A 19887-nucleotide genomic window follows, 5' to 3' on the forward strand; every position below is an offset into this window, starting at 1 on the left:
AGTCCCTAAAAACCCAAAAAAATGAACCAAGCGATTTTAAAACCGGAAGTGCAAAATTTCTTGCGGGATCATATCCAAGCATCTCCCGCTTCAATAGCCTTAGGGAAAAGTCCCTTTCCGGATGTAAGCGCCCCTGAACTGGCCGAGCAGCTAGATGGGATGAAGCGAGCTCAAAAAAAATTACCGCAATGGTTTAATACAACGAATATCTATTACCCGGGCCTCTTGGGACTCGAACAGTCTTCTTCATCACTTACCGGCGCCTATAAAAGAGGATTAATAAATGTCGGCAGCTCGATTGTCGATATTACCGGCGGATTCGGCGTTGACGACTATTACTTTGCTCAACGCGCACAGCAAGTAATTCATTGCGAGCGCAATGCCTCTTTATCACGGATAGCCGAGCATAATGCCAAACAACTTGGCGTTACGAATATTCAATTTTTCCCGAATGACGGCATCGGCTACCTTCATTCCTCCGATAAAGTTTTTGATTTCATTTACATCGATCCCTCGCGAAGAGTCAAACAGCAAAAGGTGTTTAGGCTAAGCGATTGTGAGCCCGACGTAGTTATGCATGGACCTTTGCTTAAACAGAGAGGTAAAACTGTGTTAATAAAAGCCGCACCGCTTTTGGATATACAGGCAGCTGTTCATGAACTTTCGGGAGTTACCGACGTTCACATTATCAGTGTACACAACGAATGCAAAGAGCTGCTATTTGTTTTGCGTAATAACCCTACAAACGCAATCACTTTTCATTGTGTGGCGCTTAGCAACAAGACTTCAGACATTTTGCGCTTCAACGAGGAACAGGAGAAAACGAGCCAACCTGTTTTTGATAATCCCGGGAGGTACTTATATGAACCGGATGCAGCGCTGTTAAAGGCAGGGTGTTTTAAATATACGGCCGTTCATTTCAACTTATCGAAGTTGCATCAACATACCCATTTATATACCTCCGAAACTTTCAAAGAAGGCTTTATTGGCCGCTGTTTTGAGGTTATTAAAGTAGAAACGTATAGTGATTTCAAAAAAAATAAGAATTCAACTCAAGGAAATGTATCCACGAGAAATTTTCCATTGAAACCGCAAGAATTAAAAAAGAAGCACAAAATAAAAGATGGCGGTGATCAGTATCTATTTTTCTGCACCGGCCCCCAAGAACAGCTTCTTGTACTATTTTGCAGAAAGCGTTAAATTAAGATCACCATTAACTATTCGGCAGAGGGCTTTATATCTTTCATCTCCTCGTGTTCTAATCCGCTTACCCCACCCGAAACCACGAGCTTCATGGCATCTGTTGCGCTCATTTTTAGCGGTGTTACACGTTTTGCCTTTACCACACAAACTTGCCCGGCAAAAGAGTAGGAATACGGAAAATAAACAATAACATCTTCCGGCAAGTGTATTTTACGAAGATCGTGCTGCGTAAGAAAGCCGATTTTCTTGAGTCCCGTTTCATTCACTTCTACCAGAACCGGCTCGTTAAATTTTTTCTCATCCCCAACAAATGCCTCTGTAAAATCTTTAATCGACGAATACAATGTACTGAATAGCGGTACTCGGTTTAACAATTTATACAATCGATTATAGATTGGCTCGGTAATAAAATTGGTAACGATCACACCGGCAAGAATTAATATCAGGATCATTATGACAATACCTAAGCCCGGTATATACAGCGGTTGTCCTGTTTCGTCGCGTATCAGCCAACTTAGATTTAAAGCGGAATCAATTGTTGCTACGATCCAAAAGATCAATAGTAAGGCACCTGCTAAAGGCACCAAAAACAAAACTCCTTTGATTAGGTAGTTTAATAACAATCTCAACAATGTTCTATTCGACATTTTATGGGGTAGATTAAATTTATTCAAAGTAATAAACGCGTCTTACGCGTTGTGAAATACTTGTTAGGATTTCGTATGGGATAGTCCCGATCGCTTTTGCCAATGTTTCTGGAGAAAGTTCCTCTCCCATTACCAAAACCTCCTCTCCTTCCCTAACATCAATCCCTGTAACATCCAACATACACATATCCATACAAATATCTCCAACAGTGGGTACAAGCATTCCTTTTATAAGCATCTTTCCAACGCCATTGCCAAACCTTCGACTGTATCCATCGGCATAACCGATCTTTACCGTAGCAATGGTGCCGTCGCCGCTTAAACGCCCGTTCCTATTATAACCCACTGTATCTCCAGCCTTTATATACTTAACTTGGGTAATCCCCGTACGGAGGCGAGTTACCGACTGCAATGGCAAAGAACGATATTCATCTGCTGAGACACCATATAGCCCGATGCCCAAACGAACCATATCAAATTGTGCTTGCGGAAAGCGGGAAATAGCAGATGTATTAGCTATATGCCTAATAAAATGATAACCTAAGCCACGCGTTAAATCTTGCGTAAAAACATCAAATAACCGTATCTGTTCTGATGTAAAGTTATCGTGTTCCCGGATCCCGCTTGCCGCCAAGTGCGAAAATACACTTTTTACGACTATTTTATCGGTTCTTTTCAATTTGGCCAATAATCGATCCACATCGTCCGGTTCAAAGCCTAATCGATGCATACCTGTATCCACCTTAATGTGTACCGGATAGGCTTCCATCTTTTCTGAAGGCAACTTGCTGATAAAAGCTTCGAGTTCAGAAAAGCTATATATCTCCGGTTCAAGACGATACTCAATCATTTGTTCGAAAGTATCCTCTCCGGGGCTCATTACTACGATAGGAAGCGTGATACCACTTTTTCGAAGAGCAATCCCTTCATCGGCATAAGCAACCGTTAGGTAATCCACTTTATTAAATTGTAACAAATTAGCAATTTCAAAACTTCCACTCCCATAGGAAAAAGCTTTTACCATTACCATCAATTTAGTGCCTTGCTGCAACAATGATTTATAAACATTCAAATTGTGCTCCAGCGCATTTAGATTGATTTCCAACGTAGTTTCGTGCGTTTGTAGCGTAAGCGCTTTACTGATGTTTTCAAAGCCGAAAACCCGACTGCCTTTAATGAGTATTGTACTATCTCGAATCTCAAGCTTAGGTATATTTGTCAGCAATTGTTCCGTTGTATCAAAGAATTGGGTATCCATACGAAATAATGCTGCATGTTGACGAAGGTGTTTTCCTACGCCAATCAATCGATCAAGTCCTTTGCCTTCGAGCATGGAGGCTACTTTTGTATAAAGTGCCGTTTGATTTTGCCCTACTGTCGGTAAATCGGAAAGTATCAGCATTTTACGTGAATGTTGTTGCTGTTGTTTCAGAAAGTCTAAAGCGATCAGTAAAGATGACAGATCGTTGCTATACGAATCATCGATAATCGAGTTGTTATTAATGCCCTTTTTAAGTTCTAAACGCATACTTACAGGAAGGAGACGTTTCACACGATCAACGATAACCATCGCTTCATAACCTATTGCTAACATAAGGGCCCAGCAACAAACGAGATTTTCTATAGAAGCCTTATCCACGAATGGCACAGTTAGCACATAAGACTGTTGAAGGTACGTTGCTTCTAACACGTATTGCGATCCGTTTTCCTTGAGAGAAGCAGTTACCTCCAGCTGAGCGCCTTTGCCGATTCTCCATGTAAAATGATGTCGACCAGGCACCTCTATTGCTGAATCTACGTATATCGGGTTATAAACGATTTTATCAGCATCTTTAAAAAGCTTTAACTTTTCAATGGTCTTTTCTTTAGTGGAAGCAAAACCATCATCATGAGCATGGCCGATGTTTGTTAATATACCAATTGTTGGCTTCACCATTCTTTCAATGGCTTCCATTTCACCTACTTTACTAATACCGGCTTCAATAATGGCTAAATTATGTTGTCCATCCATTTGCCAGAGTGATAAAGGTACACCAAGCTGTGAGTTATAACTTTTTGGGCTCCGAACAATTTGGTATTCCGGAGATAGTAATTGATAAAGCCATTCCTTTACGATAGTTTTGCCATTACTTCCTGTAATCGCAATCACAGGATATGCAAATTGCTTCCGATGGTAGGTAGCCAACTGTTGTAATGCATGCAGTGTATCCTGTACAAAAAGCCAATTGCAATTAAGGTAATCGGTAATGTTAACAGCTTCTGGCCTAACAACAAAATTCCTGACACCTGCACGGTAGGCCTCTTGCACATATTGATGTCCGTCTCTCCTTCCAGGCAGCGCAAAAAAAAGAGCGTGTTTCGCATCCGTTATTTTGCGACTATCATAGGCTAGCGTATAAACAATGGCTGAAGGATCAATTAATTCGGAAGCTACTGCAACAATAGTTGCTATATCTTGTACAGTATAAATCTTATTGCTCATTTCATGCTATATCTGGATATTTGGAAAGGCCAAAAGAAAGCCGTCTTTCTTTGAATAAGCAGTGGTTTTAGAACCTTTTTCTAACCATTTACCTTTGCAGGTCCAAAATTGAGTATTTTTTAGGAATACGGCAATTTTTTACGACTTTAGAAGTATGGACTACGAGAAAGAGATAAAACAAAAAAAGCTGACAAGACAACAGGCCAAATCAAAAGCGGAAAGCTACTGTGCCTATCAAGAAAGGAGCCAACAAGAAATGCGTGATAAGCTTTACAGCTGGGGGCTTCATCCAGTGGATGTTGAAGAAATTATTGCTGATCTTATTACCGAAAATTTCTTAAACGAAGAACGCTTTGCTTTAGCCTATGCTTCGGGAAAGTTTACGATCAAAAGTTGGGGTAAGATAAAAATCAGACAGGGACTAAAATTGCATCAAATTTCACAGCGACTTATTCAAGATGCTTTGAACCAAATCAACCAACAAGCATATTATGATAAGTTGCGTGGATTGTTAGAAAAAAAAGCAGCGCATTTGAAAGAATCAGACCCTTATAAACGAAGAAATAAGTTGGCTCAGTACGCACTGTCCAAAGGCTATGAAAACGACTTTATTTTTGATATACTGACTAACAATAACTTATAAAATACTTTACATTTTTTTAAAAAATAATTTGCCAGAAATTGAAAACTGCCTATATTTGCATCACCAAAACGGAAAAACGGTCTCAAAAAGATCGAAACAAGCGAAAGTAGCTCAGTTGGTAGAGCGCAACCTTGCCAAGGTTGAGGTCGCGAGTTCGAACCTCGTCTTTCGCTCCGAATCCTTTCTCTCGAGAAAGGATTTTAATTTTAAAAGCTAGTATAGCTGCCTAGGTGGTGGAACTGGTAGACACGCAGGACTTAAAATCCTGTTCGCCTTAAAGCGAGTGCGGGTTCGATTCCCGCCCTAGGTACAGAGGTCTACTTCCGGAGACGGAAAAATCTTCGGAAGTGGCTTTAACCAATCAAAAAGAGGGATTTCCCCTTGGTAGAATTAACGTTTTCCTGTGGTTTGCTACAAAATTGCTACAAAACCACATGAAGGCACATTTATCACGCAAAGATTCTACCAACTCCATGTTTACATTTTCTTCTAAACTATGGTACAACAAGCAGTACATTCCTGTTAGCGGCGAAGTTTCGCTTTACATTCAGGTGTACATCGGGTCCACGGGTTCCCGTGAGACAGACGAAATCAAATTACATATCAAATGGCCGGTCGATAAGGTCGACTTGGAAGGCTCCCGGTTGCTGCCCCGGTTTAAATCGGATCCGGACGTTAACGATTTCAACATGATGATCATGGACGACCGTGCGCAGTACAACGAGATTGCCAAAAATTATCGGTTAGCCAGGAAAAGATTAACACTGTCGGCATTCCACCGCGAGACGGGATTAAAAAATGTCCGGACATCTTTGATTGCGTACATGGAGCACACCAGAAGGTATCTATTAAAAAAGCGCCTGATCGAAGAACAGACTTACAAAAATGTAGGCAGTACGATCTATACCATCAAACGATATCAACCGGCAGTACGGTTTGATGAGATCGACACGAAATGGATGGCTACCTTCAAAGCGTGGATGCGAAAGGATAAGGACCTTGGCGGTGAAGGTTTGAGGGTAAGCACAACCTGGACAAAAATAAAAGACCTAAAGCACTATCTAAATTTGGCAGATGATGAGGTGACGATATCCGTTGACAAGGATGCTATCGAATTTCCAAACCCAAAACCGGAAGAGGAAACCATCTTTCTTGATCGGGATGAACTCCGAAGGCTTATGATGATCTATGATGAACGATTGCTTACGGGCGTACAATTCAATGTATTAAAGGCTTTTCTATTCACCTGCTTTACCAGCCTTCGTATATCGGATGTTTACAGAGCCGGAAAAAACTGGATGGTAACAAAGAATATGCTGACATTCACCATGTACAAAGGTCACAAGCGAAAGCCTAAAATTGTTCACGTTCCCTTGGTACCGATGGCGAAATTCTATATTGACGATTCGCTTAAAACCTTCTTTACGTTGCCATCAAAAGTTGAGTACAACCGTACACTTAAGGAACTGGCCGCAAAAGCTGAAATAAAAAAGAACCTTACCGCGCATGTCGCCAGGCATACTTACGGATATTTATTTATGACCACTGTCGGAAACTTATTTGCGCTGCAAAAAGTAATGGGGCATAGCAAGATTGAAACAACCGCTCGCTATGCCCACCTAGATCGAGAATATATGGTGAAGAAGGCTCTGGAGATACAGGAAGGGTTTGAGGATATAAGCTTTCGTTAGTGAACCCTTTCGTTAGTGAACACCGTTGCTATCACGTCCGCAACAAAGCCCTCGGCAGAATGTAGGTGCATTTTCTCTTTTTCTTGCGAGAGACTAAAGAGACGCTGGGGCGTTTTATTTTATCTCGGAGATTATTTTTCCCATCACTAATTGTTATTCAAATCGTTTAAACCACAACATACATTCGGAGATACTTGACTATTTTATGCTCGCTCTGTTGGTATTGAACATCACGTGTTAACGGGAGGGTTTCCGAAGGGGTGTTATTTCTGTAGAGTTGGAGCATTATTCAAATCGTTTAAACCACAACATACATTCGGAGATACTTGACTGATGTTTAGTGCAGTGGTTTGCATTGTTAGCTAGGATTAGTCCAAGTATCTCCGGCAAGCCTTCCAGTTATTGCGTAAGAATAAAGGGCGTCATCGTCTGCTTTGGCTTGCGCATAAGTTCTTCCTGAAACTGTTAAATCCTCTAAATAAAGTCTATACACAATAAAACCGGGTGCAACAAAATCGCCCGGAAGGGACATCAACTGGGACCAAGACATGATCCATGGATTAATTATATCAGATTGTTCGGCATTTCTTAGATTGAATGGCCCGGCAGCTGTTGCTTTAAACATACCCAAAGTAAGCGTATCACCCAATCGATCGACACCTAAATCGCCTCTTCCCGGTGAACTGGTTTGACCTCCGTTTACAGTTATAAAATTGTTGTTAGCATTAAACCCTAAGTTTAGCGGGTATTGAAGCCCGACGTTTCCGGCTCTTGTCGTCCTACCCCATATACTTGCAAACATATTGTGTGTTCTATTGGCTGACAAATAACTCACAATGGTACTGGCAATGGATATTTTTGCGCCAGCTGAAGTCATGCCGGCACTTGCACCTACGGAGATGTGCAACCCACCTTTTGCAGTCGTTTGGGACAATTCTATTTTTTTGTTATACTCCACGTCAATCCTAACGGTTGGCGTATTAATTCCAAGAGCGGACGCGTAATCTGCCGCTCTGTTCACTAGAGGCACCTGTACAACACCGGACGTTGCGGCATCGACATTGCTCTTCAAAGAGTTTATATTTACCATGTCCTTGTTATTGTCTACGAGTACTATACTTCCGTTGTTAAGAACTACGGGTATTTTAGGTAAAGTGTTATCTGTAGCTGCTACAGATAACTTGATCATAAGTCCATTTGCCATATTAAGCTATATTTAATTGTTTCATTCTTTTGTGTATCAGCGCGGCCAGTAAGGAATATCCTTTTGGCGTAAAATGCGTTCCATCGGTCATAAGACTAGGAGGTGTACGTCCTTCCGCCATAGCAGCAATATCTTCGGATGTAGGCGTTAGTCCGGCGTCTGCAAGCCCATACAACGTCATGTATTCCCGCAGGTTTATGTAACGAAGTCCGAATTCTTTTAACATCAACTCTTCGAGATCAGCTCGTTGAGCCTCCGATTGAGTATGTAGACCTACCACAAGATAATTTGGAGTTCCAAGAAAGTCTATCAGCTTTCGGTAATAGGCAACGAGGACTGCGTTATCATCTACGCCGTTTACGTCATAACCCCTATTCTGTCCAATAAAATACACCCCAGCATATGGTTTTCGATATAATTTAGCTGTAACCGGGTATATAGGCATCCCCGCTTTAAGCTGCGTTGGACTGTCGCTATTAACCAATCTGCGCAAGTATATTTTTGCATCAGGGCTAACGGTACCATCTGGATTTGCTCCCTCGATAATTAGGTTACACTCTATGTCAGCCACATAGACTGAATTAAGGGTGTTAGTTGGAGAACGTATCCAATTTATCGTTCTGCCGTCATATTTATTTTTCAACCTATTCTCAACGGCTGCATAGTTAGCAATCTCTACCCGATCAGTAGATAGAGCAGGGAGTATAACGTCCCCGGATAAAACCGCTGGAACGGCTCCAACCCTAGCGGCTATTGTAGGCACGTTTTCACCCCCCACACCTCTGTTTACAACTCTGTAAGATTCTCCAAGTAAGATTTGAAGTTGTGACGGATAAGTCGCAGCTGTAAGACTATCTCCTACACATATAACGTCCTTTATCCCGGTTTCTCCGTTCTCCAATGTAGCCACTCTAATCTTCAAGTCTTCCAAATCTTCATTTAGAAACGTCACCCTTCCGTTGCTCTTTATTCCTAAAAGTATGCGGTTTTCAGCATCGAACCATCCGCCAATATATCCAGTATCTTCGGCGTTAAGTTGTAAAAACCTCGCGCCATCGGCAGTAGAAATATTAGGTATATACACTTCTCCGTTGCTCTTTATTCCTAAAAGTATGCGATCTTCAGAATCGAACCATCCGCCAATATATCCTGTATCTGAATTAATCGGCCGTAACATTAAATCGGTTGCGTCTGCATTAAGTTTAGAAAATGACACGCTGGAATCTAACAGCTTAGGCACGTCGAAGCTACCATCACTACGCCATCCTCCAAGCAAATGGTTCTCAGAATCTATAAAAGCCATTATGTATCCATCTATGTCAGTAGCCATTAACACCGGTTGAATAGTTTCTACATATTGCTTTACAGGTGAAAAATCTTCATCAGTTGTATATCCGGACAAATTTCCATTCTCATCCAAAGCGGCAACACCATTAGGGGCGTTTTTTTGCGAAACCGGCACATACTCACCACTCAAATCCGGTTTATCAACCAAAGTCCAATCGGTGATCCAATAATCATCTTTCCAAACCAGATAGGGAGAAGAAACCCACTGTTCTCCAACTTTTGTCGGTATAGTTATGGGCTGCCCGTTCTGATCCAGAAAGTGTTGATAGGTCATGCCGGCACGCGCTTTATAAATAACGGGAGATGTTGGTATGCCTGGATTAAAATCAGCGGCGGGTTCTCCTTTGAAGAACGAACCGAGCGTGCCTTCTGGGAGACGCGAAATAAGTTCAACTAGGAGATCGTACAAAGGAAGTCCACGAAACTTTTCTTCGAAGCCTTGCTGAGCTGGCAGGTACAGGTTGCTGTAGTCCGTTGGCTTTTCTAGCGCATTTAGGTCTGGTTTGATATTAACGATGTTCATTGTATGGTAAGGTTGTTTAAGGTTGTGCCTAGGTTTGGTATGTTATCTTTTACGTCCGAATAACGGAAGGTAAAGGGAAAGCTGTTCAACTGGCCGTCGATGCTTTCGTACTGTGTTGCGCTTACGCTTATTCGTACCGGCTTGCCACCGACGATATGGTACTTCTGTTTGCTTCTAAGGAAGTCGAGCGCATGGTTTCGGTGTTGTGGTGAAAGAAAGTATCCGGTGTGCTTCTCGATCGTTAAGTCCGGATCCACAAAATAATCGAAAGTTTCTTCGTCAAAGACAGCACTTTCAACTACAATCGAATCTCTGCGCGTAAGTTGCCCGGTGAACACTATTGAGTCGATGCCTCCAAAACGATTCTCGAATAGGAAAACATCGTAATAATCGTAATACTGATCAGTAATCCAATAAGCTTGCTTATACCTGGTTTGGATTCCGCCCGCCTCCGTCCATACTTCATAAGCCACTAGCTTTTTAACGGACATCGACGCGATTCGACCGGGGCGAACGTCAATCGAGTAGTACTTTTCTGCATCGAGTTCAACTAGGTCGTAACGCTGCATCGTGTCATCGTCATAAGTTGCCTGTACTTTTACAGAGCAGGCAACAGGCGTGTAGCAGTTAAGCCATTCGGGATCCTGAAGCTTGAGGATTTTTGTTCGCGGCTGCTGTGTCAGCCAATTGCTCTTAAGAAAGTAATCCAGGTTGAACGGTTGGCGTTGCAGGTAACCTTTTATGACGCTGAAGGTAAACATCTCCGTTCCATATACAGGATCCAGTTGCGTGACAACAATTCTAGAGTTTGCGCTAATAATTCGCTTTGCTTGGAACGAGATCGTACCAAGTGGAGATATAGTTAACCACTCCTCCTCATCGTCCATGTTCAAAATCCTAATCTGAGTACTCTCGTATATGATATTGCTCTTCGCCGTGTAGTTGTAACCGCTGATTTCATTTACGGTGCTCGCAAAATCGGCTAAGTTATCGGACTGAATCGTCAAATCTTGATCGAAAGATGGCATTGCTGGGCCGATCAAGTCGTCAATCAGATCGCGCAGCCTAATCTTAATGCGATTGCTCCCATCTGGATAGTACCTCTCCTCTATTATAGTGTCGGCTCCACGATTCAGAACAAAATCAACGGCGTCGGATGTTTCCAAGATTATGTCCGGCAAGGTGGCCGAGTGATTCAATGCTTCCGGCTTCTGAATGATCGGCATACTTAAAACTCTTTAATTCGATATTGAAATCCAAAGGTGATACCTAGATAATTAAACCCATCAGGCGTAACAGTTGGGCCGAATGTCGCACCCAGACTCCATTGACTTCTTTTAAAGTCAGGGTTCCTCCTCACGGTATAAACATTATTAAACTGGATCCTGTTATCCGGACTGTAAGTTGCTGTATAAAACTTCTTTGGTTTGAACCATCCGCTGCCGACGGTGTAATCAGCAAACGCCAATGGTATATTCGCCCCAATATCAAAACGACCGCTATCGACATTGAATCGAACATTAAACACATCATCTTTTGCAGTTGCCCACAACCTACCGAGCGTGTCGCGCGAATAGGTCCCCTGCAACTGAGCCTGTAAGGCTACGTTCATCTTGCTTAGACTTAGGATTTCCCGGTCCTTCGCCTTTCCTGAAGACACGGATTTATCAAGGGCCATCTGGAGACTATCAACGAAGCCGGGCGATATCGCGTAGCTGTCCGCTACATTTTCGCCATTGTGCACAGTCGGTTTATAAACATTCAGATTGACACCATTAACGGAGTCTCTAACCGTATCGACAGGCGCCAATGGAGCTGCTATGCCTCCCTGAGCCATCCGCTCAATAAACTTCTCTGCCTGCTCTTTGTCCCTCCGTTCGGACGAACAACTTCTTATGGATATCACGTTGCTCACGCCCAGAGCAACAACGATCAGTGCGAAAATAAAATTCTTCATAGCTATTTTTCATTAAGTATTTGTTTCACTTGTGGCTCCGTTTTTTCGCGTAAAAGGGAGTCGCTTGCCCGTGCGTTCGTTTTGTATTCGTTCTGCTTAAGTATCATATCGAACAACCTACTCTGCTGTGCCACGATGATGCTATCCTTTTTATCGAGCCTCACTTCGCAATTTGTTTCAGCCTTGCTTTTGCTCATTTCGTTATAGATAAAGTAGAAGAACATGATTGCCAAAAGCACGATTGCCGGTTCTTTCCTAATGTTTTCGAGAATGAATTTTTTAAGCATGTTCTTTATTTATCCGTTTCTTTAGCGAAGCTACTTTACGGCTATAGGTTTAGAAAGGACAGGCACTAAACGACTAGCTAAGCCTCCAAAAGATCAACCTGTGCCGGGTCTATTCGATTCTTCCGAATGGTAAGGCTTATTTTCTCCACGAAGAAATGACGCCCCTTGACATACTTCTTTTTGCTTAGGTCGAGCTGGTGCAGATCGAGCGGCGACAAAAGAAACGTACCGCTTATTTTCATTCTATCCTTCTCTACCCAAGCTTTATACCGTTGATGATAGGTGTTCAATAAACCTTCCTCTCCTTCCCATCGTAAATTGAAGCTGGCGATTTTGTTGCCTTTTAGATCATAGTTGTAGGGCGATAGGAAAGGATAAGAGTCTTCCGGCCTGAAGCCCTGTTTCATGCCGTGAAACAGCAACACATTAACCTGCTCAGGACGTACTAACCTATCCCCACCATAGGAAGGCACATGCCAGAAATACATATTGTCCGGTGTGTTTGTTCCATTCGGCAGGTTCTTGACGTCCCAGAAATAGTCGACCGTCATTGGCAAAGGCACGATTGACGGATTCATATCGAACTTGTTTTCGTCAGAATCTTCGCTATCATACTTACCAAAGTTATAAGTAAGAGGTGTAATGTAAGCCTGTCCGTCTTCTATTGATTTATTATAACGCTCACCCGTGGTGGACACATAATAATCACGGGATCCGCCTTCAGTCAAAGTTTGATCATAAATAGCCTGGACACTGGTGACGGTCTGATCGGCTGTCGTCGTATCGTCGCTATTGTCGTCAGCATATCCGTAATTGTATGCCTGCTTATTTTGCAAGGTGCTCGTTAGGTTATTGATTAGCTTTGCATCCCAATCGTCCACGGCAGTTGATGCCAAGATTTCATCATTAAGCTTTACCTCCCACTTACCACGACGCGAAAACAAGGTACCGCAAATTATTTTTAACATTTCGCGCACATAGTCATTCGCGCCCATCTTAGGAAGCCTCGTTTCCAGGTATACATGAAATGGATATTGAGCAACATCCGGTTTGGTATCCACCTGCATACCGTTCATGCGGAGGCGTGTTTGGTACTGAGCGCCACGCCAGTTAGGATGATAAGAAGCAAAGGTAACCAGTTTACTTAGGTCTCCGTTCTTAAACGGATTTGATCGAAGGGTGTTACCAAATATCGTGTCGAACATATAATGTACATAAGGGAATGGATAAATAGGCGAGTGAAAGCGGTCGTCGCCATCTTCGAGCATCCATTTTCCAGTAGTGGGAACGAAAAAATTGAAGTACATGGCGGCTGACGATATATCCGGCATTCCTTTTATGACTGCGGGGGGCGAACCAGGTCGGGCCGAACGCTCCCACAAGTACCACTCACCGCTTGCATAACGTACTGGACCGATAGCGAATGGATAAGCGGACGGATAATTCTTCGCATCCTGCCATAAGTCAGCATAATCCTTACCAGCACCCGTTGTAAAGTCGATGGGTGATGGCGGTGTTGTGCCCGTTCCGAACTTGTACGCTTCGAGCGATTGCTCATACAGATTCTTTCTAAGGGTATCCGCAATGCTTACACCTTTGAAGTTGACCTTCAAGGTTTGATCGAAGTTGTTAAGTTTAATAACTCCCGTAGCGATATTGATGGATCGGAAGCGAATCACGCAGTCCAACTCTGTATAAACAGATTTGGCGGTGATACGGTTAGGGTACTTAAACAGCCTGAGATTGCGTGGTGTAGGATTAAGGTCGAAGTTAAGTGAGTAAGGTGTTGGTGTCCGATCTTGAAGCATGAACGGATTTTCGATAGTCAGGGCTATCTGAACATTATCGGGAATGTCGACGGGTTCACGGTTAATGATAATTTCCAGCATACTTTCGATGTTTTATTCGAAGGTATGCTGGAATGGCGTGTGGAGAAAGGACGTAGGTTTTTCAGCTCAAATTTTCTCACTACATTTAACAAAACTTGTAAATATTATGACTACACCATCGAACGTTGAACTTCTTGTAGAAAAAGCCCTTGAGGTATTCGGATATATTGTCACCAACAACGAGCTCTATAACAAGCTCTATTACGAGCACAGTATAATGAGGAAAATAATCATCGCTAATAAGCTCAGTACGGAAAAGATTGACCAGGAATTTAACTACTTTGGATTGAGTATACAAGAGATCGCCACACATTTAGCACCTCAGGTCGGCGGTATTCAGATGCCGTACTTTCTAAAAATTATAGAGAAATTCGAAGCTCATGATTTAATTGTAAGGCAAGACCCTCTTATAGCAACAGGAACAAACAGGCCTGCTGACATTCGGTATAAAATTACAAATCAGGGTTTGTTTGTTTTAAATAGAGGAACGATTATAAATTTAATCTTTGGATTTCCTAAGATCCTTGACCGGTATAAAAGCAGTGTACTTCGAGTGACGGGAAAAATTAATGGAATACATCAAATTGGAACGGCGTTCGTTCTTGCTTTCGACGGACAAAAGCGAATCGTAACATGCCTTCACAACGTGCAAATGGATGATCTTAAGTTCTCTTTAGATGACGACACCTTTCTAACTACAACAGACATAACGTATCATAAAACAGGAAGAGATATTGTAGTTATTGACTTTGAAGAGACAGATATTTTCGAATCACCTTTCTTGGCAGCTCACGGATTTAATGTGCTAGATGAAGTATTGACTATAGGCTTTCCTAGTATACCAATGACAGCTGATGCTTATCTTATTGCTCACAAAGGTGAAGTGAATTCTCGGTTCACCCCAATGTCGTCGCATGTCGGAGAGGTGAATGCCTCGGTTTCCAGTTATAGCGAACAAGGTGAATTCATTATCTTCTCGGCAAAGACCTCTTCTGGTAATTCAGGCAGCCCATTAATAAATAAATACGGTGATGTTATAGGTGTTGTAACGAATGAATTTTTCAATAAAGATGATTTTAAAGAGAAAGGAAAACCACCATACTATGCCGCGATACCCATCGATGAACTACAAAAAGTATACGGTTAACTGTAAAACAATAAAATATTTCGGCCATCGGGTCTTCGATGGCCGAGTCACCTAAATGTTTGCATCCTTTTCAATCGCAGTCAGTTCGTTCATTTTTTCGCGAAAACCGTTTTTACCAAGTATAGCAACTTCGGCGGTAATACCTCTCTTGATGGTTTCATTCAACCTATCCGTTGCTTCAAGGTTTTTCCGAAGCAGTTCATTTGTGGCTTCATATGGATTGACGGATCCAGTAGTTGACGAACCAGAGGAAACAGGATCTCCGGAATAAGTTCCACCAGATGCACGGCCTTGCATCGTTCGGTTCGCCATGGTTTGTGCCATTACATCTTCCATGCCAATGGTACTGATGGTACCGTTACGCTGCGCGGTATCGATCACACTTATCAACGGCCGCAGTTCGGGATTTTCGACCGCCTGATTACTTAGCACGAATTCTCGGCCATTCTCAGCCACCAGGATAGAAGGTCGATTGATCATACCCATTCGCTTACGGGACCGGCGGGCATTAAACACTTTACCATCTTGTTCACGCTGAACAGCAAAGCCCCCCTCTTCTCTACCCGGTACAGCAGGTAAAGGCGTTTTAAGGATTGTGGCTAACTGCAGTGCACCCATTGAACCAACCAAGGCGGCAAGGAAAAGGTTGGGTAACGCCTTAGTAACAGCTACGGCTGTATTGGTAATAGCCGAAGCGATCGCTAAAGCACGGTCGCGCTTGGCTTGGTTGTACTCCATTTGAGCACGCCTCTTGTCAAGATCCTTATCGAGCTTTTCGACACGCTTGTTATATGCCTCCTGAGAAATACGACCACTGTCAAGCTGTGCCTGTAATGCGTCCTTTTTCTTTTGTGTAGCCTGCTCAAACTCTTGTAGCGCCCTTTTTTCGCCAGCAGAGACCATTTGATTGTATTGTCCCCACAATTGCTGAAATGACTGCGCTACAGCCATTACCTCTAGAAACGTTCTTTTAGTATCATCCAGATTTTTAAACAAACCTAACCATTGATCTTTTGTCATTCCTAGAATATCCATGTTACCATAATCGTTCTCTTCTTTACCTGGGAGTGATTCTAAAAGAAGACCGGCCAATATCTTCTTGATCTCGGTTACTTTGTCCATCAAACCTTTCTTTTCTTCATCACTTATTATTTTATCCGATAAATCAATACCCTTCCATTCGCCCGTATCTAATACTGTTTGTAAATCACTTAATAGCGCTTCGAGGTTTTTCTTTGTCAGTTCATTTTCTTCCTGCTGATATTTCTTATTAAGTAGCTTTCTGGCTTCTTGCAAAGTTTTTACCTGCTGCAAGACCTTTGGAGAAACAGAACCTTCTAACTTAAGTTTAGCGTCCGCAAGAGTCTTAACCTGCGAAAGCTCTTCATTATTCCGTATCCGCATTTCCGAAAGCTCGTTTTGGAAATTTTGCTGCCTTTCTTCGATCTCCTTCTTCATTGCCTGTGCATCAAGCTTATTAAGATTCGCTTGATGCGTCTGCTCCAATATCTCCAAAACCTTAAGCTGATGTGCGGTTAAATCTTCACGCTGCTTACCAGCCAATCCCGCCTTCTCCAACCGTAATTGATGAGCATCATTCTCCTGTTCTATTGTTGATTTTTGGGAAGCGATAATTCGATTTTGCTCCGTCTCGTAAGCTTTAGCACGTTTATCAATTTCAACTTGAGCAGTAAGGGTGATGGTTTTTTCTGAATGACCAAATTGCTTGTTGATTTCATCCATTTTGGTTTGATGCTGCTTTTGCAAAGCAAGCAGCTGCTGAAGCTGCTGATCGGTCAGCTCGCTTAGATTTTCACGGAACAGATTAGCGGCCTTTAACCGCTCATTATAGTTCTTTTGCTCTTCCTCAAGCGCTTTAAGACGGGCTTTGTTAGCTTTTGAATCCGAACCATCACCTGATGGAGTTACAGAGCCAACGACTAACGGATCAGGCCTTTTAACCAACATGGCATTCAGTTTAGCCTGGCTTTTCAAAACTTCCTCTCCAAACACATCATTGGCCTCATCAATTATCTTGATCTGCTCGTCCAACATCTCTTCATAGGCTTGAGCCGTCGACTTTCCGTTCGTGGCCCTAAATCCGGCCGTAAGTCGCTCCCACATGGATGCTCCGGCAAGACCTTGCCTTCTACGCTCAACCAACTCGGCCCGCTCCTCATATCGCTTAGCCAAAACACCCTGACCCGCTCTGACCTTCGCCTGTAGCAATAACGCTTCGGTCTGTCTGGCAATAGCTTCCGTTGCCTTACCTGCCAATATCTCTTCATTGGTATAATCCTGTAATACGTCAGGCATCAATGCGCGCAGGTTTTTAACGGCTGTGAGTTTTTCATCACGTGTAAGCGTATTGTCACTGATGGCTTTCGTATTACGCTCCAATTCAGATCGTTCAGCTGAAACAGCCTTTTCTACTTCCCCGTTTGCATCTGCTAACAGCTTAGTAACTCGTTCGGCTTCTGTGGCTCTACGGGTATATAAATAAATAGCAGTGCTTAAAGCTGCTACAGCAGCTACTACGATTCCTACCGGGTTGGCCAACATGGTCGCATTAAGAAGCCGCTGCGCAGCTGCCGCCCTTGCCATGTTACCGGTTAGCACATTGTACGCGACGGCAAAAGAAAGAACAACAACCCTATAAGCCGTTACAATTACCTGTCCGGCAGCCGCGGCTGTATTGTTTAGTTTTTGAGCGGCAGCAGCCCTTGTTGCGCTTCCAAACAGCGTCTCATAAGCAAAAGACAAGGCTATCACAGCAAAACGGTATGCCTGCATTAACCTAACAGTGGCATAATAAGACACAATAGCAGTTGTGAGGGTAATAATCACCTTGCGGTTTTCAGCAACAAATCCAATGATCGTTTTTACGGCCTGGATAAACGAAGAAAGAACACCCAACCCGGTAGTGTAAGCAGGCCATAGCCGCTCCCCAAGTTCTACCCATAGCGCCTTTACTTCTTTCTTTTTCTTATCCAACTCGGCGGCTGCCGTTTCGTTCATGGTGTTGTATTCCTTCGTAATAGAAGTTCCTTCCCTCAGTGACACACTGGCTAAATCCAACTGCGTACGAAGCGCATCGGTATTATTGGCCAGTGTACCCAAGACTGCAACCACCCGACCACCGTCAACACCAAGATCCCCTAAGCTAGCGGCCAATTCATTAATGCCGTTAGCATTGCCGCGAACACCTTCCAATACACGTTGAAAAGCGGCCATGAAATCTTTCTCTAAGAGATCCTTAAATTCGGTGACACTCATGCCCGCGTAGCGAGAATATTTATCGGCTTCCTGCGCCATTTTGATGAACAGCTTGCTTAAAGCCGTGGTGGACACCTCGGAAGACTGCCCAAACTGATCCAGAGTAGCGCCGAGACCAAGTATCTGATCTATGGTCAGCCCGGTAATTGGCGCAATACCGGCCATCCTGTTGGTAAAGTCAACCAAATAGGCTTCTGAAGCCGTACTATTTGCCCCCAGCTCATTAATAGCAGACCCTACTTTAAGCAAAGCATCTTCCATGCCGTACACTTCCTTCAATCCGAAGATATCGACCAGTTTACCGAGCTGATTAACCGTCTCCTCTACATTGCCTCCTAAGTCTTCGTTAAGTGCAACAACAATTTGATTGGTCGCCCTTACGAATCCGGCAAGGTCGTCTAACTCGTTAATACCAAGCTTTCCTCCAATACGTCCAAGTCCCAAAAGATCTTCCTGACTTGTCCTGGTTTCAATTTCGGTCAGTTCCTTATTTAGTTCTTTTACCGCTGTTTTCGTTAATCCGGTTGTTTTCTGCACACTGGCAAGCACGTCGTCAAATGCAGCATAATCTTCAACCGCCTTCTTAATACTGGATAAGGAAGCGATAAAAGAAGCGATAGCGCCCGTCATTATCGCAAAGTACTTTTGAAAACCATTACTTAACCGTTCGAAAGCGCTGTCCGTTTCCTTAGCACCATTTCTAAGTTCGGCCAACCGGTTCTTTATCGCCTCGATCTGATCAGAATAAGCTTTATATGGAGCGGAGTCAGGGACAGCTTCTTTCCGCAGACGAATAATGTTTTTAAGCTGTGCCTCTAATTGTTTTTCGGTTTGTTCTTCCAGTTTAAGGCTTTGGTTCAACGCAGCAAGCTTTTGTCTATTTTGATCGATTGCCTGGTTGTTTTTATTTATTTCGGCAGTAAGTTGCCGGTATGCATCCGAATCCCGTTTACCTTGCTTTTCCAGCTCCTTTTGCTGGCGTTCAAGATCGCGTGTTTTGGTTTTAGCATCCTGTATCTCCCTGCCCAATTTCGCGATATCGCTTTGCGCCTTATTACCGTTAACGATAATATTGAGCATCAAATCTTCCGATTTCAGTTTCGACTTAGCCATTGCCGCCTCCTCTCTTTCCCCAGCTATTGCGTATTACCTGTTGTACCTCCGGTGTAAAATCGTTTTGAAGTCGACGGGCAATGGAGTAATAATGACCTTGGGCAAATCGGTTGTAGATACGATATCCTTTCGCGTCGGTCCCTCTGGATCCTTTCCGTTTCGTCCGTTTTCGTAGGTCAAGCAAACGCAGGTATTCGGGGAATCTAAGACCTAGCCTAGCCTGCATAGTTGAGGTCGAGCTTACGTGTTTAGTGCGTTCGGAAAGCAGTGTACCGGAGCGTTTGTTGAGCTTAGCCCGGATCGCAAAGGTTTGGTTTTTAATGAAGCGGTCACCTTCATCATTCAGCACGTTCTGAATGAATTTGGTTTTAACGATTGAGGTTGATGCCATAGCTATACTAATGTATAAGCTAAGGTATTTTAAGGGCTTGGGGGTAGAAAGGACACGACCTCAACGGATATAACCATGTTCTTGTCG

General features: G+C 43.2%; 14 protein-coding genes and 2 tRNA genes. 6 read left to right on the forward strand and 10 right to left on the reverse strand.

Translation table 11 applies throughout. The features are described 5' to 3' along the window. Positions 1–21: 21 nt before the first annotated feature. The gene (locus ACH11B_RS25080; RefSeq protein WP_130856807.1) at positions 22–1200 is read left to right on the forward strand and encodes a class I SAM-dependent methyltransferase; all 1179 of its coding nucleotides are present in this window, start codon (positions 22–24) and stop codon (positions 1198–1200) included. A 17-nt stretch (positions 1201–1217) separates the two neighbouring features. Here ACH11B_RS25080 and ACH11B_RS25085 read toward each other — a convergent pair whose 3' ends face one another. After that, the gene (locus ACH11B_RS25085; RefSeq protein WP_013667895.1) at positions 1218–1850 is read right to left on the reverse strand and encodes a DUF502 domain-containing protein; all 633 of its coding nucleotides are present in this window, start codon (positions 1848–1850) and stop codon (positions 1218–1220) included. Between the two features lie 19 nt (positions 1851–1869). Continuing rightward, positions 1870–4332 carry a bifunctional UDP-N-acetylmuramoyl-tripeptide:D-alanyl-D-alanine ligase/alanine racemase gene (locus ACH11B_RS25090; protein WP_377610988.1) on the reverse strand — a complete coding sequence of 821 codons (2463 nt, stop codon included), beginning with the start codon at positions 4330–4332 and terminating at the stop codon, positions 1870–1872. A gap of 154 nt (positions 4333–4486) precedes the next feature. Here ACH11B_RS25090 and ACH11B_RS25095 point away from each other — a divergent pair, with 154 nt between their 5' ends. The 4 genes from ACH11B_RS25095 (at position 4487) to ACH11B_RS25110 (ending at position 6666) form a co-directional block, all read left to right on the forward strand. Beyond that, on the forward strand, positions 4487–4975 hold the full coding sequence (locus tag ACH11B_RS25095; protein ID WP_377610989.1) for a regulatory protein RecX: 489 nt from the start codon (positions 4487–4489) through the stop codon (positions 4973–4975). A gap of 100 nt (positions 4976–5075) precedes the next feature. Next, positions 5076–5148, forward strand: a tRNA-Gly gene (locus ACH11B_RS25100). A gap of 51 nt (positions 5149–5199) precedes the next feature. Continuing rightward, positions 5200–5285 (forward strand) — tRNA-Leu (locus tag ACH11B_RS25105). 124 nt (positions 5286–5409) lie between these two features. Beyond that, the gene (locus ACH11B_RS25110; RefSeq protein ID WP_377610990.1) at positions 5410–6666 is read left to right on the forward strand and encodes a tyrosine-type recombinase/integrase; all 1257 of its coding nucleotides are present in this window, start codon (positions 5410–5412) and stop codon (positions 6664–6666) included. A 358-nt stretch (positions 6667–7024) separates the two neighbouring features. On the opposite strand, the gene ACH11B_RS25115 is transcribed toward ACH11B_RS25110, so the two are convergent. From ACH11B_RS25115 to ACH11B_RS25140, 6 genes are all read right to left on the reverse strand, one after another. Next, positions 7025–7870: a hypothetical protein gene (locus tag ACH11B_RS25115; RefSeq protein ID WP_377610992.1), complete on the reverse strand. Its 846-nt coding sequence runs from the start codon at positions 7868–7870 to the stop codon at positions 7025–7027. Position 7871: 1 nt separating this feature from the next. Beyond that, entirely contained in the window at positions 7872–9740 is a 1869-nt protein-coding gene (locus tag ACH11B_RS25120; protein WP_377610994.1) for a hypothetical protein, read from the reverse strand. Then, positions 9737–10966, reverse strand: a complete 1230-nt coding sequence (locus ACH11B_RS25125; protein ID WP_377610996.1) for a hypothetical protein — start codon at positions 10964–10966, stop codon at positions 9737–9739. Before ACH11B_RS25125 ends, ACH11B_RS25120 begins: the two co-directional genes overlap by 4 nt. 2 nt (positions 10967–10968) lie before the next feature. Next, the gene (locus ACH11B_RS25130) at positions 10969–11697 is read right to left on the reverse strand and encodes a hypothetical protein (RefSeq protein WP_377610998.1); all 729 of its coding nucleotides are present in this window, start codon (positions 11695–11697) and stop codon (positions 10969–10971) included. Positions 11698–11699: 2 nt separating this feature from the next. Then, positions 11700–11984, reverse strand: a complete 285-nt coding sequence (locus ACH11B_RS25135) for a hypothetical protein (protein ID WP_377611000.1) — start codon at positions 11982–11984, stop codon at positions 11700–11702. Between the two features lie 77 nt (positions 11985–12061). After that, the gene (locus ACH11B_RS25140) at positions 12062–13873 is read right to left on the reverse strand and encodes a hypothetical protein (RefSeq protein WP_377611002.1); all 1812 of its coding nucleotides are present in this window, start codon (positions 13871–13873) and stop codon (positions 12062–12064) included. A gap of 106 nt (positions 13874–13979) precedes the next feature. Here ACH11B_RS25140 and ACH11B_RS25145 point away from each other — a divergent pair, with 106 nt between their 5' ends. Beyond that, positions 13980–15020, forward strand: a complete 1041-nt coding sequence (locus tag ACH11B_RS25145) for a serine protease (RefSeq protein ID WP_377611004.1) — start codon at positions 13980–13982, stop codon at positions 15018–15020. Between the two features lie 51 nt (positions 15021–15071). Here the strand turns inward: ACH11B_RS25145 and ACH11B_RS25150 are convergent, their stop codons facing one another. Together ACH11B_RS25150 and ACH11B_RS25155 are read right to left on the reverse strand one after the other, a co-directional pair. Then, a complete protein-coding gene (locus ACH11B_RS25150) occupies positions 15072–19409 on the reverse strand; it encodes a phage tail tape measure protein (RefSeq protein WP_377611006.1) in 4338 nt (1445 codons plus the stop codon). Beyond that, positions 19402–19800 carry a hypothetical protein gene (locus ACH11B_RS25155; protein ID WP_377611008.1) on the reverse strand — a complete coding sequence of 133 codons (399 nt, stop codon included), beginning with the start codon at positions 19798–19800 and terminating at the stop codon, positions 19402–19404. The genes ACH11B_RS25150 and ACH11B_RS25155 overlap by 8 nt, the downstream gene beginning before the upstream one ends. Positions 19801–19887: the final 87 nt, after the last annotated feature.

The sequence above is a fragment of the Olivibacter sp. EAT-5 genome, assembly GCF_044784325.1.
GTDB classification, from domain to species: domain Bacteria; phylum Bacteroidota; class Bacteroidia; order Sphingobacteriales; family Sphingobacteriaceae; genus Olivibacter; species Olivibacter oleidegradans.